Raw genomic sequence first — 16147 nt, 5'->3', positions numbered from 1 at the left:
ACAATATAATGTGTGGCATCTTCGCCGTAGTCGGTCAATTCACCGACGGTGAAGCGGAAGCAATGGCTGCTATTGCCACCCGCATCCAAGGACATCGTGGGCCGGATAAGACGGCGCATACCATCGAGACGCTGGCAAATGGCTGTCGCGTTCTGCTTGGGCATCAGCGGCTTTCGATACTCGACCTATCCGATGCTGGCACTCAGCCCATGCGTTCACTCAGCGGTCGACAGTGGATAATATTTAACGGCGAAATCTACAACTATGTCGAACTGGCTCCTGGAATGCGCAGTCCGCGGCGCACGGGCACCGACACCGAAGTTCTGCTGGAACTTGCCGAACTCAACGGTGTAGAGAAGACACTGCGGGCAGCGAATGGCATGTGGGCAATCGTGCATGTTGATCCCGAACAGAACGACATACATATCTCGCGTGATCGAGCAGGCGAAAAGCCACTTTACATATACCGGACGGACAAGCGCATCGTCATTGCTTCGGAGATGAAGACAGTGGCAGCGTTGGCGGGGACCGGGTTCAGCGTAAACCAGCAGATTCTTTCGGACTATATAGACCAAGGTTTACAGGACGTATCCGAACAGACTTGGCTGAATGGCATTGAGCAGTTGCCTCCCGCCACCTTAGCCAAGATCGTCTGGGGACGTTCCGGGGCAATGGACTTGGTCAGCATGAGATATTGGACGCCACAAACGCGTCCTATTGCGATAGATCGCCCTGAAGCTGAGGCCCAACTTCGCGAGTTGGTAGAGGATTCGGTAAGGATCCGGTTGCGCGCAGATGTTCCAGTAGGGATCACCCTCTCGGGTGGGTTGGACTCAAGCATTCTTGCGGCACAGATGGCCCTGCAAGCAGGGGATCCCGCGCGTGTTCATGCCATTTCATCAGTTTCACCGGGGGTGGCTGGTGACGAATCAATGCATATAGACCGCGTGTGCAAGTCATTGAGCATCAATGCCCATCGTGTCGATCTGGGTACTGATGCTCATGAAAATGCGGCGCTGTTGCCGAATGTCACTTGGCACAACGATGCGCCGCTCGGAAGCTTTTCCAACGTTGCCTTTTTCCGACTGATGCAACTGGCGCGTCAGCAAGGGCTGATTGTTTCTCTTAGTGGCCAGGGCGCAGATGAGATCTTCTGTGGGTATCGGAAATACTTTTTCTGGGCAATGCGAGATCAACTTCGTCGCCATCGGTTGACTGATGCTCTCGGGAATATGGCAGGGTCAGCTATTTCCGGGACGGTACTGAGCCAACTCAACTACAGTGATGCCAAGCGTTACCTCCCTGGCCAAGGGCGCGCTCCCTCGGCTCTTAACCCGCAAATACGAAGCGTAGTCCATCGCCGCGACGTCGCGTTAGGAAGCAAAACGCTTGCAGAGCGGCAACTTTCAGATCTTCAGCATTACTCTGTGCCTTACTTAACCCATTATGAGGACCGGCAGTCGATGGCGCATGGTGTGGAGGTGCGCTTGCCTTATCTCGACCACCGGATCGTCGAGTTCGGATTGTCGTTGCCAACGGAACTCAAAGTTTCGCGAGGCTGGACCAAATCTCTGATGCGCACCACATTCAAGGATATCCTTCCTCGAGAGATCATCTGGCGTCGCGATAAGCAGGGATTTTCTAATCCTCAGGAAGAATGGTTGCGCGGACCATTACGAAATCATTTAGACACGCTCTTCCGATCTAATGCTGCAATCTACGATTATGGCTTCCTGGATCGTCCTGCGTTGCTTTCACTATGGGAAAAGTTCCTCAATGGGGACCGATCTGTTGCAAATCGACAAATCTTCACTGCTTGGGCGCTGGATACTTGGTTATCAACTTTCAACGATTATCTAATTCAATAATGCGGGCTCGTCTAAAGCATACTTTGATGCTGGCGCGAACTGCCAGTGCGCTTGGGCTGATCAACATCGCCCGGGTCTTTCGTTATCGTTTGCTGTTGAAAGTCACCCGCCCACCTGCTGACTCACATCTGCCTGAAGGTCCCTATTTTCGACCGGTGGACTCTAGCCAAGCAATCGTCACCTTTCCTGCCGTCTCGAGCTGGAAAGAAGGAGGATTATTGTTTGGAAAACATTGCATTTCTCTTCCTGATGGGATTCCTGACTTTCTAAGCAATCCACTTTCCGGTGCTCAGTTCGGCGCGGCAACCGAACTCTGGTGGACCATCCCCGACTTCACAGCCGAAGCCGGTGATATTAAAGAAATTTGGGAACTTTCGCGCTTTGCTTGGGCTCCTGCTTTTGCTCAGCAGGCCCGCGCGGGTGATTCGCTTGCAATCGAGAAACTGAACCTTTGGATCACGCGTTGGTGTGCGCAAAACCCACCCGCGCGCGGACCCAATTGGAAATGCGGTCAAGAAGCATCGATACGTATCATGCACTTGGTAACGGCCGCCCTGGTGCTGAACCAACATGATGATCCGCCCGAAGGGTTGACCGGGTTAGTTGCCTGTCATGCCGCCCGGATCCATCCGACTATCGGATATGCCATCGCCCAAGACAATAATCACGGAACATCGGAGGCAGCAGCGCTGTTCCTAGCTGGCAGTTGGCCCGCGTTGCGCGGCGATGCCCGAGCAAAGCGCTGGCGTGATAGTGGGCGCAAATGGCTCGAAAATCGCGTCTCGCGGTTAATTGGTGCAGATGGCACTTTCAGCTTATATTCGACGAATTATCACCGCTCCGTATTAGATACATTGTCACTGATCGAGCTCTGGCGGAGAAAGCTGAAGCTGCCGCCATTTTCCGACACTTTTTACCGTCAGGCGGGTCGCGCGACTGAGTGGCTACGCGCCTTGACTGATCCGGTGACCGGAGATGTACCCAACACCGGTCAAAACGATGGTTCTCGCTTAATACCGCTGAGTGATACACCATTCCGGGATTACCGACCTAGTGTACAATTGGCTTCTCAATTGTTCCTAGATCGGGTCGCTTATGGTGAAGGACGGTGGAACGATCAGCTCCGCTGGTTAAACCTTTCTCCGATTGAAAAAAGGCTTGCTCCGCTTGGCGATCGGATCGCTAAAGATGGCGGCTTCGGCGTGCTTCGGCGCGGAAATGCCGCAGTGTTATTGCGCTTTCCACGGTTCCGGTTTCGGCCATCACAGGCTGATGCGCTTCATCTCGACCTCACCATTGCGGGAGAAAACTGGCTTCGGGATGGCGGCAGCTTTAGTTATGCACTCGACCCTGAGTTGCTCGACTATTTCAGCGGCGTACGTAGCCATAACACGGTACAATTTGACGATCGCGATCAAATGCCCCGGTTGAGCCGCTTTCTTTACGGCGCTTGGCCTCAAGGCGATATTCTTGCCAGCCCATATACAACAGAATCGGCTTTGGAAGCACATCTCGCAGCTCGTTACCGCGATTGGATGGGAGCATCACATGCTCGTGCCGTCACCCTCACATCGAACACTCTAGAGGTGATCGATGATATTGACGGATTTGCGCAACGTGCCGTTTTACGGTGGCGGCTAGCACCACGTCAGTGGCAATTAACCCCGGATGGGGTCATATGCAACGAAATGCGTATTACGCTCAGCAGCGACTCTCCAATCACTCGCTTGGAAATTGTCGAAGGACTAGAATCGCGTCATTATCTTGAGAAAACAGCACTTCCAGTGCTAGAATTGGAAATTCATCGGCCGGGGCGGGTCACGAGTCTCTTTCATTGGTAAATTCGCTACTAGCTGCAACGATAATGACGACAGTCCTTTAAGGCTTATCACAGCTTCCTAGAAATTCTGGCATCGTTGCGGCCTCAGCTGAGTTAATATCTTTACGCCGCACTACCTGCATTACAGTTAAGTAGAGTATTTTTAGGTCCAAAAAGAAAGACTGATTGTCCACGTACCATATGTCCAAAGCAAACTTCTCGTCCCAAGAAATTGCATTGCGACCGTTAATTTGAGCCCATCCTGTGACTCCCGGCTTCACATCATGCCGGCGTGCCTGTTCAGAAGTGTAACGTTCTAGATAGTTCGTTAGCAGCGGACGTGGCCCGACTAGACTCATATCACCTACCAGCACGTTCCAAAGCTCGGGCAATTCATCAAGACTCGTCGATCGCATAAAGCGACCGACGCGAGTCAGTCGTTCCCCGTCTGGCAGTAGACGGCCCTCGGTATCGCGCGCATCCGACATCGTGCGAAATTTCACCATGCCAAATTGGCGACCTCCCTTGCCTGGCCGTTTCTGTCGAAACAACACCGGCCGCCCCATGCTTCGCGCTACCGCAACGGCGCACACCATGCTCACTGGTGAAAGCAAGATTAAACCCACTCCGGCACCGACGATATCCACGAACCGTTTAAGCATCGACATCAAGCAACAAGCTTGTGCAGCACTGCGACCACACGATCGACATCACCAGACGTCATCGCCGAACCTGAGGGTAAACAAAGTCCCCGCTCAAACACTGCAGCAGCCATTTGCCCACCACGACACGGGGCATTGGCAAAAACTGGCTGCATATGCATCGGCTTCCAAAACGGCCGGCTTTCTATGTTCTGAGCTTCTAACGCTAATCGTGCCGTCTCACGATCGAAGCCTGAAGCATCTGGATCAATCAAAACCGTCGTCAGCCAGCGATTGGCTCGCATTCCATCGGCTTCCGGACTGAATTCCAGCCCCGAAACGCATCCAAGTGCATCGCGATACCAGTCATGGATGCGTCGCCGCTGGTCCACACGATTCTCAAGAACCTGTAACTGCCCGACCCCAATCGCGGCGCAAACATTACTTAAGCGATAGTTGTAGCCATAAGTTGTGTGCTCGTAGTGGGGGGCCGCATCGCGAGCCTGAGTCGATAGGAATCGTGCCTGCTCGATGGCCTCTTCGTTGTCGCTCGCCAGCGCGCCGCCCCCGGAAGTTGTGATGATCTTGTTACCATTAAAAGACAGGATCGCGAAATCAGCGCCTTTTCCCGCATGCCGCCCATTGCGATATGCACCTACGGCTTCGGCCGCATCACTGATCCAGATGAAGCCAAATTCCTTACGCAGATGGGCGACACGGTCACCATCGATAACATGGCCATAGATATCGGTCGTGATGACGACCCTGGGCAATTTACCTTTCTCTTGCGCGAGCGAGAGCTCTGCTTCGAGAAGATCCAGATCCATCAAAAAATCGTCTGCGTCGATGTCGATGAAAACCGGTGTCGCGCCAGCATACAGGATCGGGGCTACTCCCCCGATAAAAGTCATGGTTGTCCCCCACACCTCATCGCCGGGCCCAACTTCGCTGAGTCGGAGTGCCAAGTGGAGTGCTGCTGTACCGCTTGACAGGGCTGCGACATGAGAAATGCCTGTCAGCGTTGACAAATCCTGTTCGAATGCCGTCACCATCGGTCCAGTCGGCGCTATCCAATTCGAAGCAAACACTTCTTGGACGAGTTGAGGTTCAGCGCCGCCCATGTGCGGCGCAGACAGAAAAAGACGATCTGGCACAAAAACCTCTCAAACAAGGAACGGTGACCGCAGTCGGAAATCTGCCGGAACGCCTAAAGGGGGACAGATTGGTGTCAATAGTTAGCTGCCGCAAAGGGACATTCTCGGCGGTCAGCCTGCATTTTTAAAACAGAATAACGGGCTTGTAGCCTATCAACGGGGTAGCCCCTGTCACTACTTTATGCCAAGGGCGTTGCATTTCCGAGGTAGGGGCTACCGTTTCACAATGACGATCAAAGTGATACTGGTCTTCGGGACGCGGCCCGAGGCTATCAAGATGGCGCCAGTCGCAATGTTGCTCATGCAGGATAAGCGGTTCGACTGCCGAATCTGCGTCACAGGCCAGCATCGTGAAATGCTGGATCAGGTTTTACGTATCTTCGGGCTTGAGGCCGCTTATGATTTAAAAATCATGCGGCCAAAGCAGGATCTCAGCGACGTGACCAGCGCAATCTTACTAGGAATGCGCGACGTATTTCGTTCCTTCACACCAGACATTGTCCTGGTCCATGGTGATACGGCGACAACTCTGTCTGCCAGCTTGGCGGCCTATTATCATCAGGTCCCAGTCGGGCATGTCGAAGCGGGGTTGCGGACTCACAATTTATATTCTCCTTGGCCTGAGGAAGCGAATCGTAAGCTCACCGGAGCGCTGGCAACGCTACATTTCCCACCAACTGCATCTTCCGCCGCAAATCTGCGCCGAGAGGGCGTGTCCGAAGATACCATGATGATCACCGGCAATACGGTAATCGACGCGCTGCTGCAGGTGACCGAGCGGCTGCGGGAAGATGAGAAGCTCAACACTACAATCCGTGCGGAACTGCCTGAGCTTCGCCCCGGTTCTCGCATGATACTGGTGACCGGTCACCGACGGGAAAGTTTCGGCGACGGGTTTGAGCGCATCTGTCAGGCATTGGCGACCGTCGCCACGCGCTTTCCCGATGTAGAGATTGTTTATCCCGTACATCTGAATCCGAACGTGCAGGAGCCGGTCAATCGGTTACTGGCCGGTATCTCGAACATCCACCTGATTGCGCCGCAGGATTACCTGCCCTTCGTCTATTTGATGAATCAGGCGTATGTGGTGCTGACGGATTCCGGCGGGGTGCAGGAAGAGGCGCCGTCTTTGGGCAAGCCAGTTCTGGTGATGCGTGACACCACCGAGCGCCCCGAGGCGGTCGAGGCAGGTACGGTCAAGCTGGTGGGAACGAATGCGGATGTCATCCTGCGCGAGGTCACTACGCTTCTTACCGATCATGACGAATATGCCCGCATGAGCTTCGCACACAACCCTTATGGGGATGGTGCCGCAGCTGCGCGCATCGTTGACGGCCTCGTCTCCTGGGTGGAGGGCAAGGCAATAAACAGGAAGTTCCAGACAGCATGACGATGACTACAGTTTCCGTAATCGGTCTTGGCTATATCGGCCTGCCGACTGCTGCCGTGCTTGCCACGGCGGGGCTTCGGGTGATCGGCGTCGACGTAAATGCCTCTACTGTCGAGACGATCAACGAAGGGCGCATCCATATCGTCGAGCCGGGGCTGGACGATATGGTTGCCAAGGCCGTGTCCAGTGGTCAGCTGCGCGCAACGACCACGCCTGAACCGGCCGACGCGTTCCTCATCGCCGTGCCGACGCCATTCAAGGAGTCGTACGAGCCAGACTTGCGTTATGTTCAGGCAGCGAGCGAGGCTATCGCACCGGTCCTCAAAAAGGGGGATACGGTTATTCTTGAATCGACCAGCCCGGTGGGAGCGACGGAGAAGATGGCGGGCTGGATCGCCGCGGCCCGTCCCGACCTGCGGCTCCCTGCGTTCGACGATGTCGAAGGAGAGGCCGACATCGCGATCGCCTATTGCCCAGAACGCGTTCTGCCGGGCAATGTCCTGGTCGAACTCGTGCGCAATGACCGGGTGATCGGCGGGCTGACCCCGGCGTGTTCGGGGGCTGCTCGCGCGGTCTATGACTCGTTCGTGAAGGGGGAATGCATCGTCACGGATGCGCGCACGGCAGAGATGTGCAAGCTGACGGAGAACAGCTTTCGCGATGTCAATATCGCATTCGCCAACGAACTTTCGCTGATATGTGACCGGTTGAACATCAACGTATGGGAGCTGATCCAGCTGGCCAACCGCCACCCACGGGTCAACATCCTGCAGCCAGGGCCAGGCGTAGGCGGTCACTGCATAGCCGTCGATCCCTGGTTCATCGTTCATTCTACGCCGGAGCAGGCCCGGATGATCAAGACCGCGCGCGAGGTTAATGACGGCAAACCTGAATGGGTGATCGACAAGGTTCGTACCGCCGTGACTGATCTGCGCGAGCGTCGTGTCGGTACTCTGCGTGTCGTCTGCTTGGGGTTGGCTTTCAAGCCCAACATAGACGATCTGCGTGAGAGCCCCGCGTTGGCTATCTGTGAACGTTTGGTCGATATGCCCGAAATCGAAGTGATCGCTGTGGAACCCCATATCGACGTGCTGCCCGAACGACTGGCCGGACGGGTTCGTTTGGAAGATGTCGCGACAGCGTTGCAGGCTGCCGATATCGCACTGCTGCTGGTCGATCACGCCGCGTTTCGCGGGGCACAGGTTCATTTGTCGGCTGATGCACAGGTGATTGACACGCGTGGGCTGTGGACCGGGACCGAAGCTCTGCCAAACAAGGTGGCCTGATCGGAGCAACCGGGCGCATGACATCTGACGATGCGTACGCGCTTGGGAAGCAGGTCCACCGACGGTGCCCGGCTTCACTTGTGAGAAAGGGTTCTGATTGGCGTTTTGCCATATCCGACTGTCAGTAATGAGCCTTTGTTATCGGTCCAGAAAGCCGCTTATTTCGGGGAAACCGGCGTTCGTTACTCGAAGTGACAATTAACGGACGCGACACATCATGAGCGAGTGTCATTAATCTTATGAGGCTGCTGTATATCCATCAGCATTTCGCCACGCCGCAGGGCGCTGGCGGTATCCGATCCTACCAGATGGCGCGCCGCCTAATCGAGCGCGGCCATAGAGTAACGATGCTGTGCGGCCGTGGTGTGGATGGTCAAAGCGGTCTCGCTGGCCCGTTCGAAAAAGGTATCCGCCGTGGTACGGTCGATGGGATCGACGTGATCGAGGTCGATCTCGTCTATTCCAACAAGGACGGCTTCGCCAAGCGGACGAAGACCTTTCTTCAGTTCATGTTCCGTACGAGCCGCCTCGTCTTTACCGAAAAATACGACCTCCTATTCGCGACCACAACTCCGCTCACGGTCGGCGTGCCGGGTGTCCTTGGGCGCTGGTTTCGTCGCAAGCCATTCGTGTTTGAGGTTCGCGACCTTTGGCCCGAACTGCCTCGGGCGATGGGGGTTATCAGCAATCCGCTGGTGCTTGGCGCGATGTCGATGCTGGAATGGATCAGTTATCGTTCGGCGCACCGCCTCATCGCGCTTTCGCCTGGTATTGTGAATGGCATTGCCCGTCGCGGCGTTGCGCGAGAGCGTATCGTCTCCGTACCCAATGGCTGCGACATTGATATTTTCTCAACCGATGTGGCACCCTGGCAGCCTGCTGGGGTGCAGGATACAGATCTAGTTGCAGTCTTCACGGGGGCGCACGGTCTTGCCAACGGACTTGACAGCGTACTGGACGCAGCCGCGATCCTTAAGCAGCGTGGGCGCGGCGATATCAAACTCGTCCTGATCGGCAATGGCATGTGTAAGCCTATGCTTCAGGTACGCGCCTCGCATGAGGGACTGGACAATATCCTGTTCCTTGATCCCGTGCGTAAAACACAGCTTGTTGGGTTACTCAAGCGGGCAGACGTCGGACTGCAGGTACTAGCGAATGTGCCAGCTTTTTATTATGGTACCTCGCCCAACAAATTCTTCGATTACATTGCATCCGGACTGCCGGTGCTGAACAATTATCCTGGGTGGCTATCCGAAATCATTACTGAGGTAGAATGCGGCATTGCCGTACCACCTGAGAATCCTTCAGTCTTTGCCGACGCATTGGAGCGATTTGCCGATGACCGTGCAATGACAGCACGGATGGGCCGGCACGCCAAGAATCTTGCCCAGAGTCGCTTCGCGCGTGATATGCTGGCGGATCGATGGGCTGATTGGATCGAAGGTGCGGAGCGAGATACGCATCGTTAAGTGGTGTCAATGCGCATTTTTTTGGATTGTCACTAGGTCATCAGATTGGGAATATTATGAGAATATTGGCGTCTTGTCAGCTTTGTGACAGGTGCTTCTGTGGCTCTGATTTATCCCAAATAGCCAGTTAGACATCGCAAATGCTCATCAGATCTTCCAGCTTCGCGCTCCGGCCAAGTCCAGCATTTGTAACATTAAGCTTATTGCTGATAACTCTATGGTTCGCCGGCGGGGCTTCGCGCGGTGATGCAGCCGGACAGATCGTTGTTCGGACGGCGGCATCCTTTGCGCTGGTGATTGTGATTCTGATTGGACGGCCGCCCACGACCACATACGCTAGGCCAGTATGGATTTTCCTTGGGGCCGCAATCGCGATCACTTCAATCCAGTTGCTGCCGCTTCCAGCAAGCCTTTGGCAGGTATTGCCTGACCGTCACTTCGTCAGCGCAGCGACCGAAAACGACGCTAAAGGGGCATGGCAAAGGCTCTCGCTAGTGCCCGGAGCTACCGTTAATGCACTGACTGCGCTTATTGTCCCGCTAGCTGTTTTGGTATCGACCTCGGCATTAAACAAGGTCGAGAGAGCATGGTTACCTAATCTTATTTTGATACTTGCGGTGGGATCCATGTTGCTAGGATTGCTGCAGTTCGCCGGGGCCGATATCGGCAATCCTTTAGTCAATGATACGCCAGGCGTCGTTAGTGGTACATTTGCGAACCGTAATCATTTCGCGCTTTTCTTGGCATTGGGCATTCTATTTTTGCCGGTATGGGTGTTTCGTGAAGGGAAGCCGTTACGGTGGCGCGGCCCGGTCGGACTAGGGTTACTCTTGCTTTTTATGCTTACGATACTCGCTACCGGATCGCGGGCGGGCTTGGCGGTTGGAGCGCTGGCGATCAGCATCACTGGAGTTATTGCGTTGCGTGGGCTACGTCGGGGACTACGTCACGCACCTCGTTGGGTTTTCCCAGCTGCGTTAACGGCAACCATCGCAGTTACCGCAGCACTCGTGCTTACCAGCGTAGCCGCGAATCGTGCAGTTTCGATTCAACGCAGCCTAGCAGTTGATGTCGATCAGGACATGCGCAGTCGCGCCTTTCCAGTCGTATGGGAAATGACCCGCGCCGCCCTCCCGGCAGGAAGCGGACTGGGAGGTTTCGATCCAATTTTCCGGATTCGTGAGCCAGAAGCTCTGTTGAAACCGACCTACTTCAATCATGCCCACAATGATTTTATCGAAGTGACGCTCGGGCTCGGTGTGCCTGGGGTGGTGCTGCTGTTCGCCGCCTTGGCTTGGTGGGCATGGGCAAGCATTGGCGCTTGGCGCGGTCTAGCAGACCAGCGATCAACTCTTCAACGCCTTGGTTCAGCAATGTTGCTGCTTGTCATTGTCGCTAGCGGGTTCGATTATCCCGCTCGAACGCCGTTAATCATGGCGCTGATGGTGCTGGCTGGCGCGTGGCTTTCAAGCCAATCTGATGAGGATACGGTGTCAGCTTTACCTGCGCGAAACCAACATCTATAGCGCCTGATCCCAGCTTATCGGAAATTCCTAGCGCATGCGAAAGATCTGCACCGCCTTTTTGCTCATGTTGGCCTTATCAGCGTGCGCACGTCGTGAGCCCTTGGCCTCGACAGAACGACTGACCGTTGTTCAAGATACGACCGTGCTGCCTGCACCGGCCCGTCAAGATCTTACTGCATCTGATCGACCTGCGTTGATTGGCCCACTTGATACGATCCAAGTCGATGTGTTCAATGTGCCTGACCTAAGCCGAGAAATGCAAGTTGATGCCAGCGGGCGTATTGCAATGCCACTAGTTGGTACGGTTGATGCACGCGGCAAGACCGCACAAGAACTTGCTACAGCCATCGATATAGCGCTGAAAGAACGCTACGTCCGCAATCCAGAAGTCACCATCAACATTAAGAGCTCGGTCAGCCAAGTCGTGACTATTGATGGGCAGGTGATCGAACCGGGACTATATCCAGTAACTAACCAAATGACACTGCTGCGTGCGATCGCTTCAGCCAAAGGGTTAAGCGAATTTGCACGCCAGGAAGATGTGGTGATCCTGCGCACGGTCGAGGGGCGCAAGATGGCTGGTCTCTATAATATCGATGCTATCCGGCGAGGCTCGTATGACGATCCTGCCATATACGCTAACGATGTCATCGTCGTCGGGGACTCCCCGCAGCGACGCCTGTTCCGCGATTTTGTATCGCTAGCGCCGCTGCTTGCGGCACCGCTTATCGCTATTCTGCAGTGAAGGTTTGAACGATCATGAATGTCATCTCGTCCAACCTAGATGCGGGTACTTTTGCCCACCCGCAGTCTGCGATCGTATCGCCATCAGCGACTGACGGTCCGTCTATCATACGTCAGTATATTCGGATTGTGATGCGATGGCGGTGGGTGATCCTCGGCGCAACCATTGCATGTGTGCTACTGGGACTTATTGTTACTCTGCTCATGACGCCGAAATACGCGGCGACCGCTACCGTCGAGATTGCTCGTGAAGGAAGCCAAGTAACCAATTTTCAAGGCGTCGAGCGGCAATCTAGTTCTGTCGATCCAGAATTTTATGAGACCCAATATGGCTTATTAAAGTCCCGAGCCTTATCGGAACGGGTGGCAACACAGTTGCGCCTTGTTGATGATCCTAAGTTCTATGAATTGTTTAAGTTTAAAAGCGACAATCCTGCATTTCGCCTTGTTAACGGCCGGTACCTTCCTGCGGGACGTGCTGAACGTCAGCGGACCGCTGGGGATATATTACAAGATAATTTAAAAATTAATTCGACGCGTTTCTCGCGCCTTGTAGATATCACATTTACCAGTGCAGATCGAAGCTTGTCTGCGCGTATTGCGAATGCTTGGGCGGACAACTTCATCCAAACAAACCTGGAGCGCAAGGTTCAGGCCACGTCGTACGGCCGCAATTTGCTCCAACGTCAGTTAGCATTGCAGAAACAGCGACTTGACGACAGCCAACGGCAATTAGTCGCTTACGCATCCGCACAGCAAATTATTAATTTGCCTGCGCAGGGCACCGGTACTGGCAGCCCGACGACCGTTGAGCGTTCCATCGTCGCTGACGATCTGGCCGCCTTTAATGCTTCTTTGGCACAAGCGACTGCTGAACGTATCCAAGCCGAAGCTCGCGCACAACAGGGCAGCGGCGGCGGCGCTTCAGCTGAAGCGCTGCGTAACCAAGCAATCAACAACCTGCGTCAACGTCGTGCAGAACTCTCGGGTGAATATCAGCGGCTAATGGTTCAGTTTGAGCCAGGCTATCCGGCTGCAAAGGCGATTCAAAACCAGATTAACCAGCTTGATCGCTCAATTGCGCGCGAAGAAAGCCGTGTTTCCGGATCGTTGCAGGCTGAGTACCGAGAAGCGGTACAACGCGAAAGTGCGCTTCAAACTCGCGTCAATGAACTGAAAGCAGGTTATCTCGATAACCGTCGGCGCAGTATTCAGTACAATATCTATCAGCAGGAAGTGGATACCAACCGCGCACTTTATGATGGCCTGTTGCAGCGCTACAAGGAAGTTGGTGTAGCTGGCGGTGTTGGTGTTAATAATATCTCGATAGTTGATGCCGCTGACATCCCGCAGCGGCCTTCAAGTCCGCTTATTCTCGTCAATTTGCTCATTTCTTTCCTAGCTGGCTTGGTCCTCGGCGGGCTTGCAGCCTTTGTACTTGAGCAAATGGATGAGGCCATTGCAGATCCCGCGGAGGTCGAGCGTCGTCTTGGCTTGCCACTGCTTGGTGCCGTACCCAAGATTACTGATGGCGCGGCACCACGCGAAGAACTACTTGATCGCAAGTCCGACCTTGTCGATGCGTATCTCGCGATCAGCACCAATCTTGGCTTCACCACTGAGCATGGTGCACCGCGGTCCTTTATAGTCACGTCAACGCGACCGTCGGAAGGTAAATCGACAACGTCGCTGGCTCTTGCAACGATGCTCGCAAGAGCGGGCAAGCGGGTGATTCTGGTCGATGGCGATATGCGTTCACCGTCAGTCCATCATTTTGGCGGTGTTGATCATGCCCGTGGGCTCAGCAATTTCTTGGTTGGCGATGATGATATCGATTCGCTGGTTTTCTCTATGGATGATCTCGGTTTTGTTGCGATGACGGCAGGCCCAATCCCGCCGAATGCGGCCGAGCTTCTGACCGGCCATCGTTTAGGCATCCTGCTTGATCGATTGCTTGAGCGTTTTGATCATATTGTTATCGATAGCCCACCCGTCATGGGTCTCGCCGATGCACCGCTGATCGCGAGCCGGGTCGAGGGCGTCATCTACGCAGTTGAATCGCATGGCACTCGCTCGAGTATGGTCAAAACCGCGCTTAACCGCCTCGCTGCTGCGAATGCCCGAATCTTCGGCGGGGTGCTCACAAAGTTTGAAGCCCGAAAGGCGCACTACGGATATGGTTATGAATACGGATATGGCTATGGCCGCGATAAAGATGTGAAGGCTTAAGCGCCTCGACCATGTCTCTCTATCGCGATCTGAAACGACGTTCGTCTAGTGAGTGGACGGTACGTCTTGCACTAGCCGCCATTGCGATCGTGCTCGGATATTACAGCGTAACCTTTTCGATCGCACAAGTGCTGCTCAGGAGTAACCCGGCGCTTGCCTATCGACTTGCGCCCTATGATGGTCGGGTCACTGCTGCCTATGCGACGTCACTGGCAGGGATCGATGCGACACCGGAGGATCGTGCCCATGCCGATATTTTGGCGAAGCATGCCCTCCAACAAGATTCAACAGCGGTCGCTGCGGCAGCGACGCTTGGTGTGAACGCAGATCTGCGAGGCGACAGCTCAACGGCACGGCGCTATTTCGCCTATGCGCAAAGACTGTCTCGGAGGGATCTGCGCACTCAGCTATTCATGATCGAAGATGCGGTACGGCGGGGCGATATTCGGGGAGCGCTACATCAGTATGACATTACCTTGCGTGTCTTTCCGACGCTCAGCAAAGTGCTCTATCCTGTGCTAGCGTCAGCGAGTGCTGATCCACTGATCCGACAAGAATTGGTTAAAACACTGGCTGACAAGCCTTTGTGGGGTGAGGACTTCATCAGCTTCGTGGCAGTTAACGGGGTTGATCCGAAATTAACCGCAGCGTTGTTTCTCGATTTGCGCCGTACCGGCGTCCGTATACCCGAGGCAGCACGAGCTGGTGCCGTGAACGCGCTGATTTTAGCTGGCCAGATCGATGCCGCTTGGTCCTATTATGCCGCCACCCACCCGGGTGTTGATCGTCGCCGGTCACGCGATCCACGCTTTGCGATAACCCCGGATACACCATCGCAATTTGATTGGTTGCCGCTCAATGACGGGTCGGGTCTCACGACGAGTATTCAGGGCGGCCTCTTCGATTTCGCTGCTCCAGCTAGTGTCGGCGGACCATTGCTGCAGCAATTCCAGCTGCTTCCCCCAGGCACCTATCGCCTGACCGGACACAGCATCGCGATCGAGCAGGCTGATAGTTCTCGGCCCTACTGGACGCTTATCTGTCGGAACGGACAGGAGCTCGGGCGAATAGAAGTGCCAAATTCTAATATCGCGAGCGGCAATTTTTTTGGTACGTTCAGCGTCCCGGAAAATTGTCCGGCGCAAACCCTCGTTCTGATAGGACAGCCATCGGATGCCATTTCTGGTTTGTCAGGCCAAATCGACCGCATCGAACTGGTTCCAGTGACGGCGCGATGATAAAGAGTGTGATGTCCCTTTATAGCCTAATCGGTATTGGATTCCTACTTGTTGGATCGCCTTTAGTCGCGCAAGTGCGGCAGACCCAGAGCACGACCTCCGAAGCTGACAGCCAATACGACGAGCAAGTGGCGTTGCCGCAACAGCAGCCTCAAACATCGTTCGAGATTAATCAGGCCGGACGCACCGCAGGCTCTTCAATCGGGCAGGTAGGCCAGCGACAAACCCGTGATACGGAGGCCAGCAAAACCGGGATTGAGGTAATGGCTCGTATCACGAACCGAATTCAAAACCGTGTGCAGAATCGCATCCGCAACCGGATTGATCAAAATTATGATCCGCAGGCAAACGTGACGGCCCCCTTCGTCATCGCTGAAGATCAGTCCCGCACGAGTAGGCGTTAGCGCTAAATTCTATTTCTCTAACCGCTTTGATCTAATATTCGCCCTGCTTGGCTGGTAAAGCGGATCTTTAGGTCCGCTATGAGTGGCGTTTCGACTGTGTTGCTACTCACGGTACATTTCACTGCTTCGCGATCTTTGGCATCCCTTTAATACCTCGCCGATTGGCAGTAATGATCCCATGACTATAGGCGATGCTGGCAAAGCCATAACGCAACCCACATGAGATACTGACTGCCTCCCCACATCGGTAGGTCGAACGTGCTCACGGCCATTCACTCCGGCAGCGCGCGGACGACGGCGCCCGGAACGACCGTCCATAGCAGCGCCTGCCCCAGCACGTCCCCTCACCGTTGCCACGTCCACCGCTACCGGCGCTCAG

General features: G+C 54.8%; 12 protein-coding genes. 10 read left to right on the top strand and 2 right to left on the bottom strand.

Translation table 11 applies throughout. The features are described 5' to 3' along the window. The first annotated feature begins 8 nt into the window (after nt 1-8). Together asnB and ACZ1JM_RS18510 are read left to right on the top strand one after the other, a co-directional pair. A complete protein-coding gene (gene asnB, locus ACZ1JM_RS18515) occupies nt 9-1868 on the top strand; it encodes an asparagine synthase (glutamine-hydrolyzing) (RefSeq protein WP_465135168.1) in 1860 nt (619 codons plus the stop codon). A 26-nt stretch (nt 1869-1894) separates the two neighbouring features. Next, nucleotides 1895-3709, top strand: coding sequence for an alginate lyase family protein (locus tag ACZ1JM_RS18510; RefSeq protein ID WP_465135167.1), 1815 nt, complete (start codon nt 1895-1897; stop codon nt 3707-3709). Nucleotides 3710-3746: 37 nt separating this feature from the next. Here the strand turns inward: ACZ1JM_RS18510 and ACZ1JM_RS18505 are convergent, their stop codons facing one another. Next, nucleotides 3747-4349, bottom strand: a complete 603-nt coding sequence (locus tag ACZ1JM_RS18505) for a sugar transferase (protein WP_465135176.1) — start codon at nt 4347-4349, stop codon at nt 3747-3749. 5 nt (nt 4350-4354) lie between these two features. Continuing rightward, nucleotides 4355-5449, bottom strand: coding sequence for a DegT/DnrJ/EryC1/StrS family aminotransferase (locus ACZ1JM_RS18500; protein WP_465135166.1), 1095 nt, complete (start codon nt 5447-5449; stop codon nt 4355-4357). Between the two features lie 259 nt (nt 5450-5708). On the opposite strand from ACZ1JM_RS18500, the gene wecB reads away from it, so the two are divergent. The 8 genes from wecB (at nt 5709) to ACZ1JM_RS18460 (ending at nt 15768) form a co-directional block, all read left to right on the top strand. Continuing rightward, the gene (gene wecB, locus ACZ1JM_RS18495; RefSeq protein ID WP_465135165.1) at nt 5709-6872 is read left to right on the top strand and encodes a non-hydrolyzing UDP-N-acetylglucosamine 2-epimerase; all 1164 of its coding nucleotides are present in this window, start codon (nt 5709-5711) and stop codon (nt 6870-6872) included. Beyond that, complete coding sequence (wecC, locus tag ACZ1JM_RS18490; protein ID WP_465135164.1) at nt 6869-8158, top strand: UDP-N-acetyl-D-mannosamine dehydrogenase; 1290 nt, start codon at nt 6869-6871, stop codon at nt 8156-8158. The genes wecB and wecC overlap by 4 nt, the downstream gene beginning before the upstream one ends. Before the next feature lie 239 nt (nt 8159-8397). Further along, nucleotides 8398-9627, top strand: a complete 1230-nt coding sequence (locus ACZ1JM_RS18485; protein ID WP_465135163.1) for a glycosyltransferase family 4 protein — start codon at nt 8398-8400, stop codon at nt 9625-9627. Nucleotides 9628-9767: 140 nt separating this feature from the next. Continuing rightward, nucleotides 9768-11153 carry an O-antigen ligase family protein gene (locus tag ACZ1JM_RS18480; protein WP_465135162.1) on the top strand — a complete coding sequence of 462 codons (1386 nt, stop codon included), beginning with the start codon at nt 9768-9770 and terminating at the stop codon, nt 11151-11153. A gap of 34 nt (nt 11154-11187) precedes the next feature. Next, nucleotides 11188-11898, top strand: a complete 711-nt coding sequence (locus ACZ1JM_RS18475; RefSeq protein WP_465135161.1) for a polysaccharide biosynthesis/export family protein — start codon at nt 11188-11190, stop codon at nt 11896-11898. Between the two features lie 14 nt (nt 11899-11912). Then, the gene (locus tag ACZ1JM_RS18470; protein WP_465135160.1) at nt 11913-14126 is read left to right on the top strand and encodes a GumC family protein; all 2214 of its coding nucleotides are present in this window, start codon (nt 11913-11915) and stop codon (nt 14124-14126) included. Nucleotides 14127-14137: 11 nt separating this feature from the next. Further along, on the top strand, nt 14138-15364 hold the full coding sequence (locus tag ACZ1JM_RS18465; protein ID WP_465135159.1) for a hypothetical protein: 1227 nt from the start codon (nt 14138-14140) through the stop codon (nt 15362-15364). A gap of 74 nt (nt 15365-15438) precedes the next feature. Then, nucleotides 15439-15768: a hypothetical protein gene (locus ACZ1JM_RS18460; RefSeq protein ID WP_465135158.1), complete on the top strand. Its 330-nt coding sequence runs from the start codon at nt 15439-15441 to the stop codon at nt 15766-15768. The last annotated feature ends 379 nt before the right edge of the window (nt 15769-16147 follow it).

The organism is Novosphingobium sp. BL-S-24 (assembly GCF_055521575.1).
Note: the sequence above shows the minus strand (reverse complement) of the source record. Positions and strands in the feature narration are given on the sequence as shown.

What these genes read in the sequence shown, in the direction of transcription:
- ACZ1JM_RS18505 (WP_465135176.1), bottom strand. Translation starts at nt 4,349, where the DNA reads ATGCTTAAACGGTTCGTGGATATCGTCGGTGCCGGAGTGGGTTTAATC.
- ACZ1JM_RS18500 (WP_465135166.1), bottom strand. Translation starts at nt 5,449, where the DNA reads ATGGGCGGCGCTGAACCTCAACTCGTCCAAGAAGTGTTTGCTTCGAAT.
- ACZ1JM_RS18470 (WP_465135160.1), top strand. Translation starts at nt 11,913, where the DNA reads ATGAATGTCATCTCGTCCAACCTAGATGCGGGTACTTTTGCCCACCCG.
- asnB (WP_465135168.1), top strand. Translation starts at nt 9, where the DNA reads ATGTGTGGCATCTTCGCCGTAGTCGGTCAATTCACCGACGGTGAAGCG.
- ACZ1JM_RS18485 (WP_465135163.1), top strand. Translation starts at nt 8,398, where the DNA reads ATGAGGCTGCTGTATATCCATCAGCATTTCGCCACGCCGCAGGGCGCT.
- ACZ1JM_RS18480 (WP_465135162.1), top strand. Translation starts at nt 9,768, where the DNA reads ATGCTCATCAGATCTTCCAGCTTCGCGCTCCGGCCAAGTCCAGCATTT.
- ACZ1JM_RS18475 (WP_465135161.1), top strand. Translation starts at nt 11,188, where the DNA reads ATGCGAAAGATCTGCACCGCCTTTTTGCTCATGTTGGCCTTATCAGCG.
- wecB (WP_465135165.1), top strand. Translation starts at nt 5,709, where the DNA reads ATGACGATCAAAGTGATACTGGTCTTCGGGACGCGGCCCGAGGCTATC.
- ACZ1JM_RS18510 (WP_465135167.1), top strand. Translation starts at nt 1,895, where the DNA reads ATGCTGGCGCGAACTGCCAGTGCGCTTGGGCTGATCAACATCGCCCGG.
- wecC (WP_465135164.1), top strand. Translation starts at nt 6,869, where the DNA reads ATGACGATGACTACAGTTTCCGTAATCGGTCTTGGCTATATCGGCCTG.
- ACZ1JM_RS18465 (WP_465135159.1), top strand. Translation starts at nt 14,138, where the DNA reads ATGTCTCTCTATCGCGATCTGAAACGACGTTCGTCTAGTGAGTGGACG.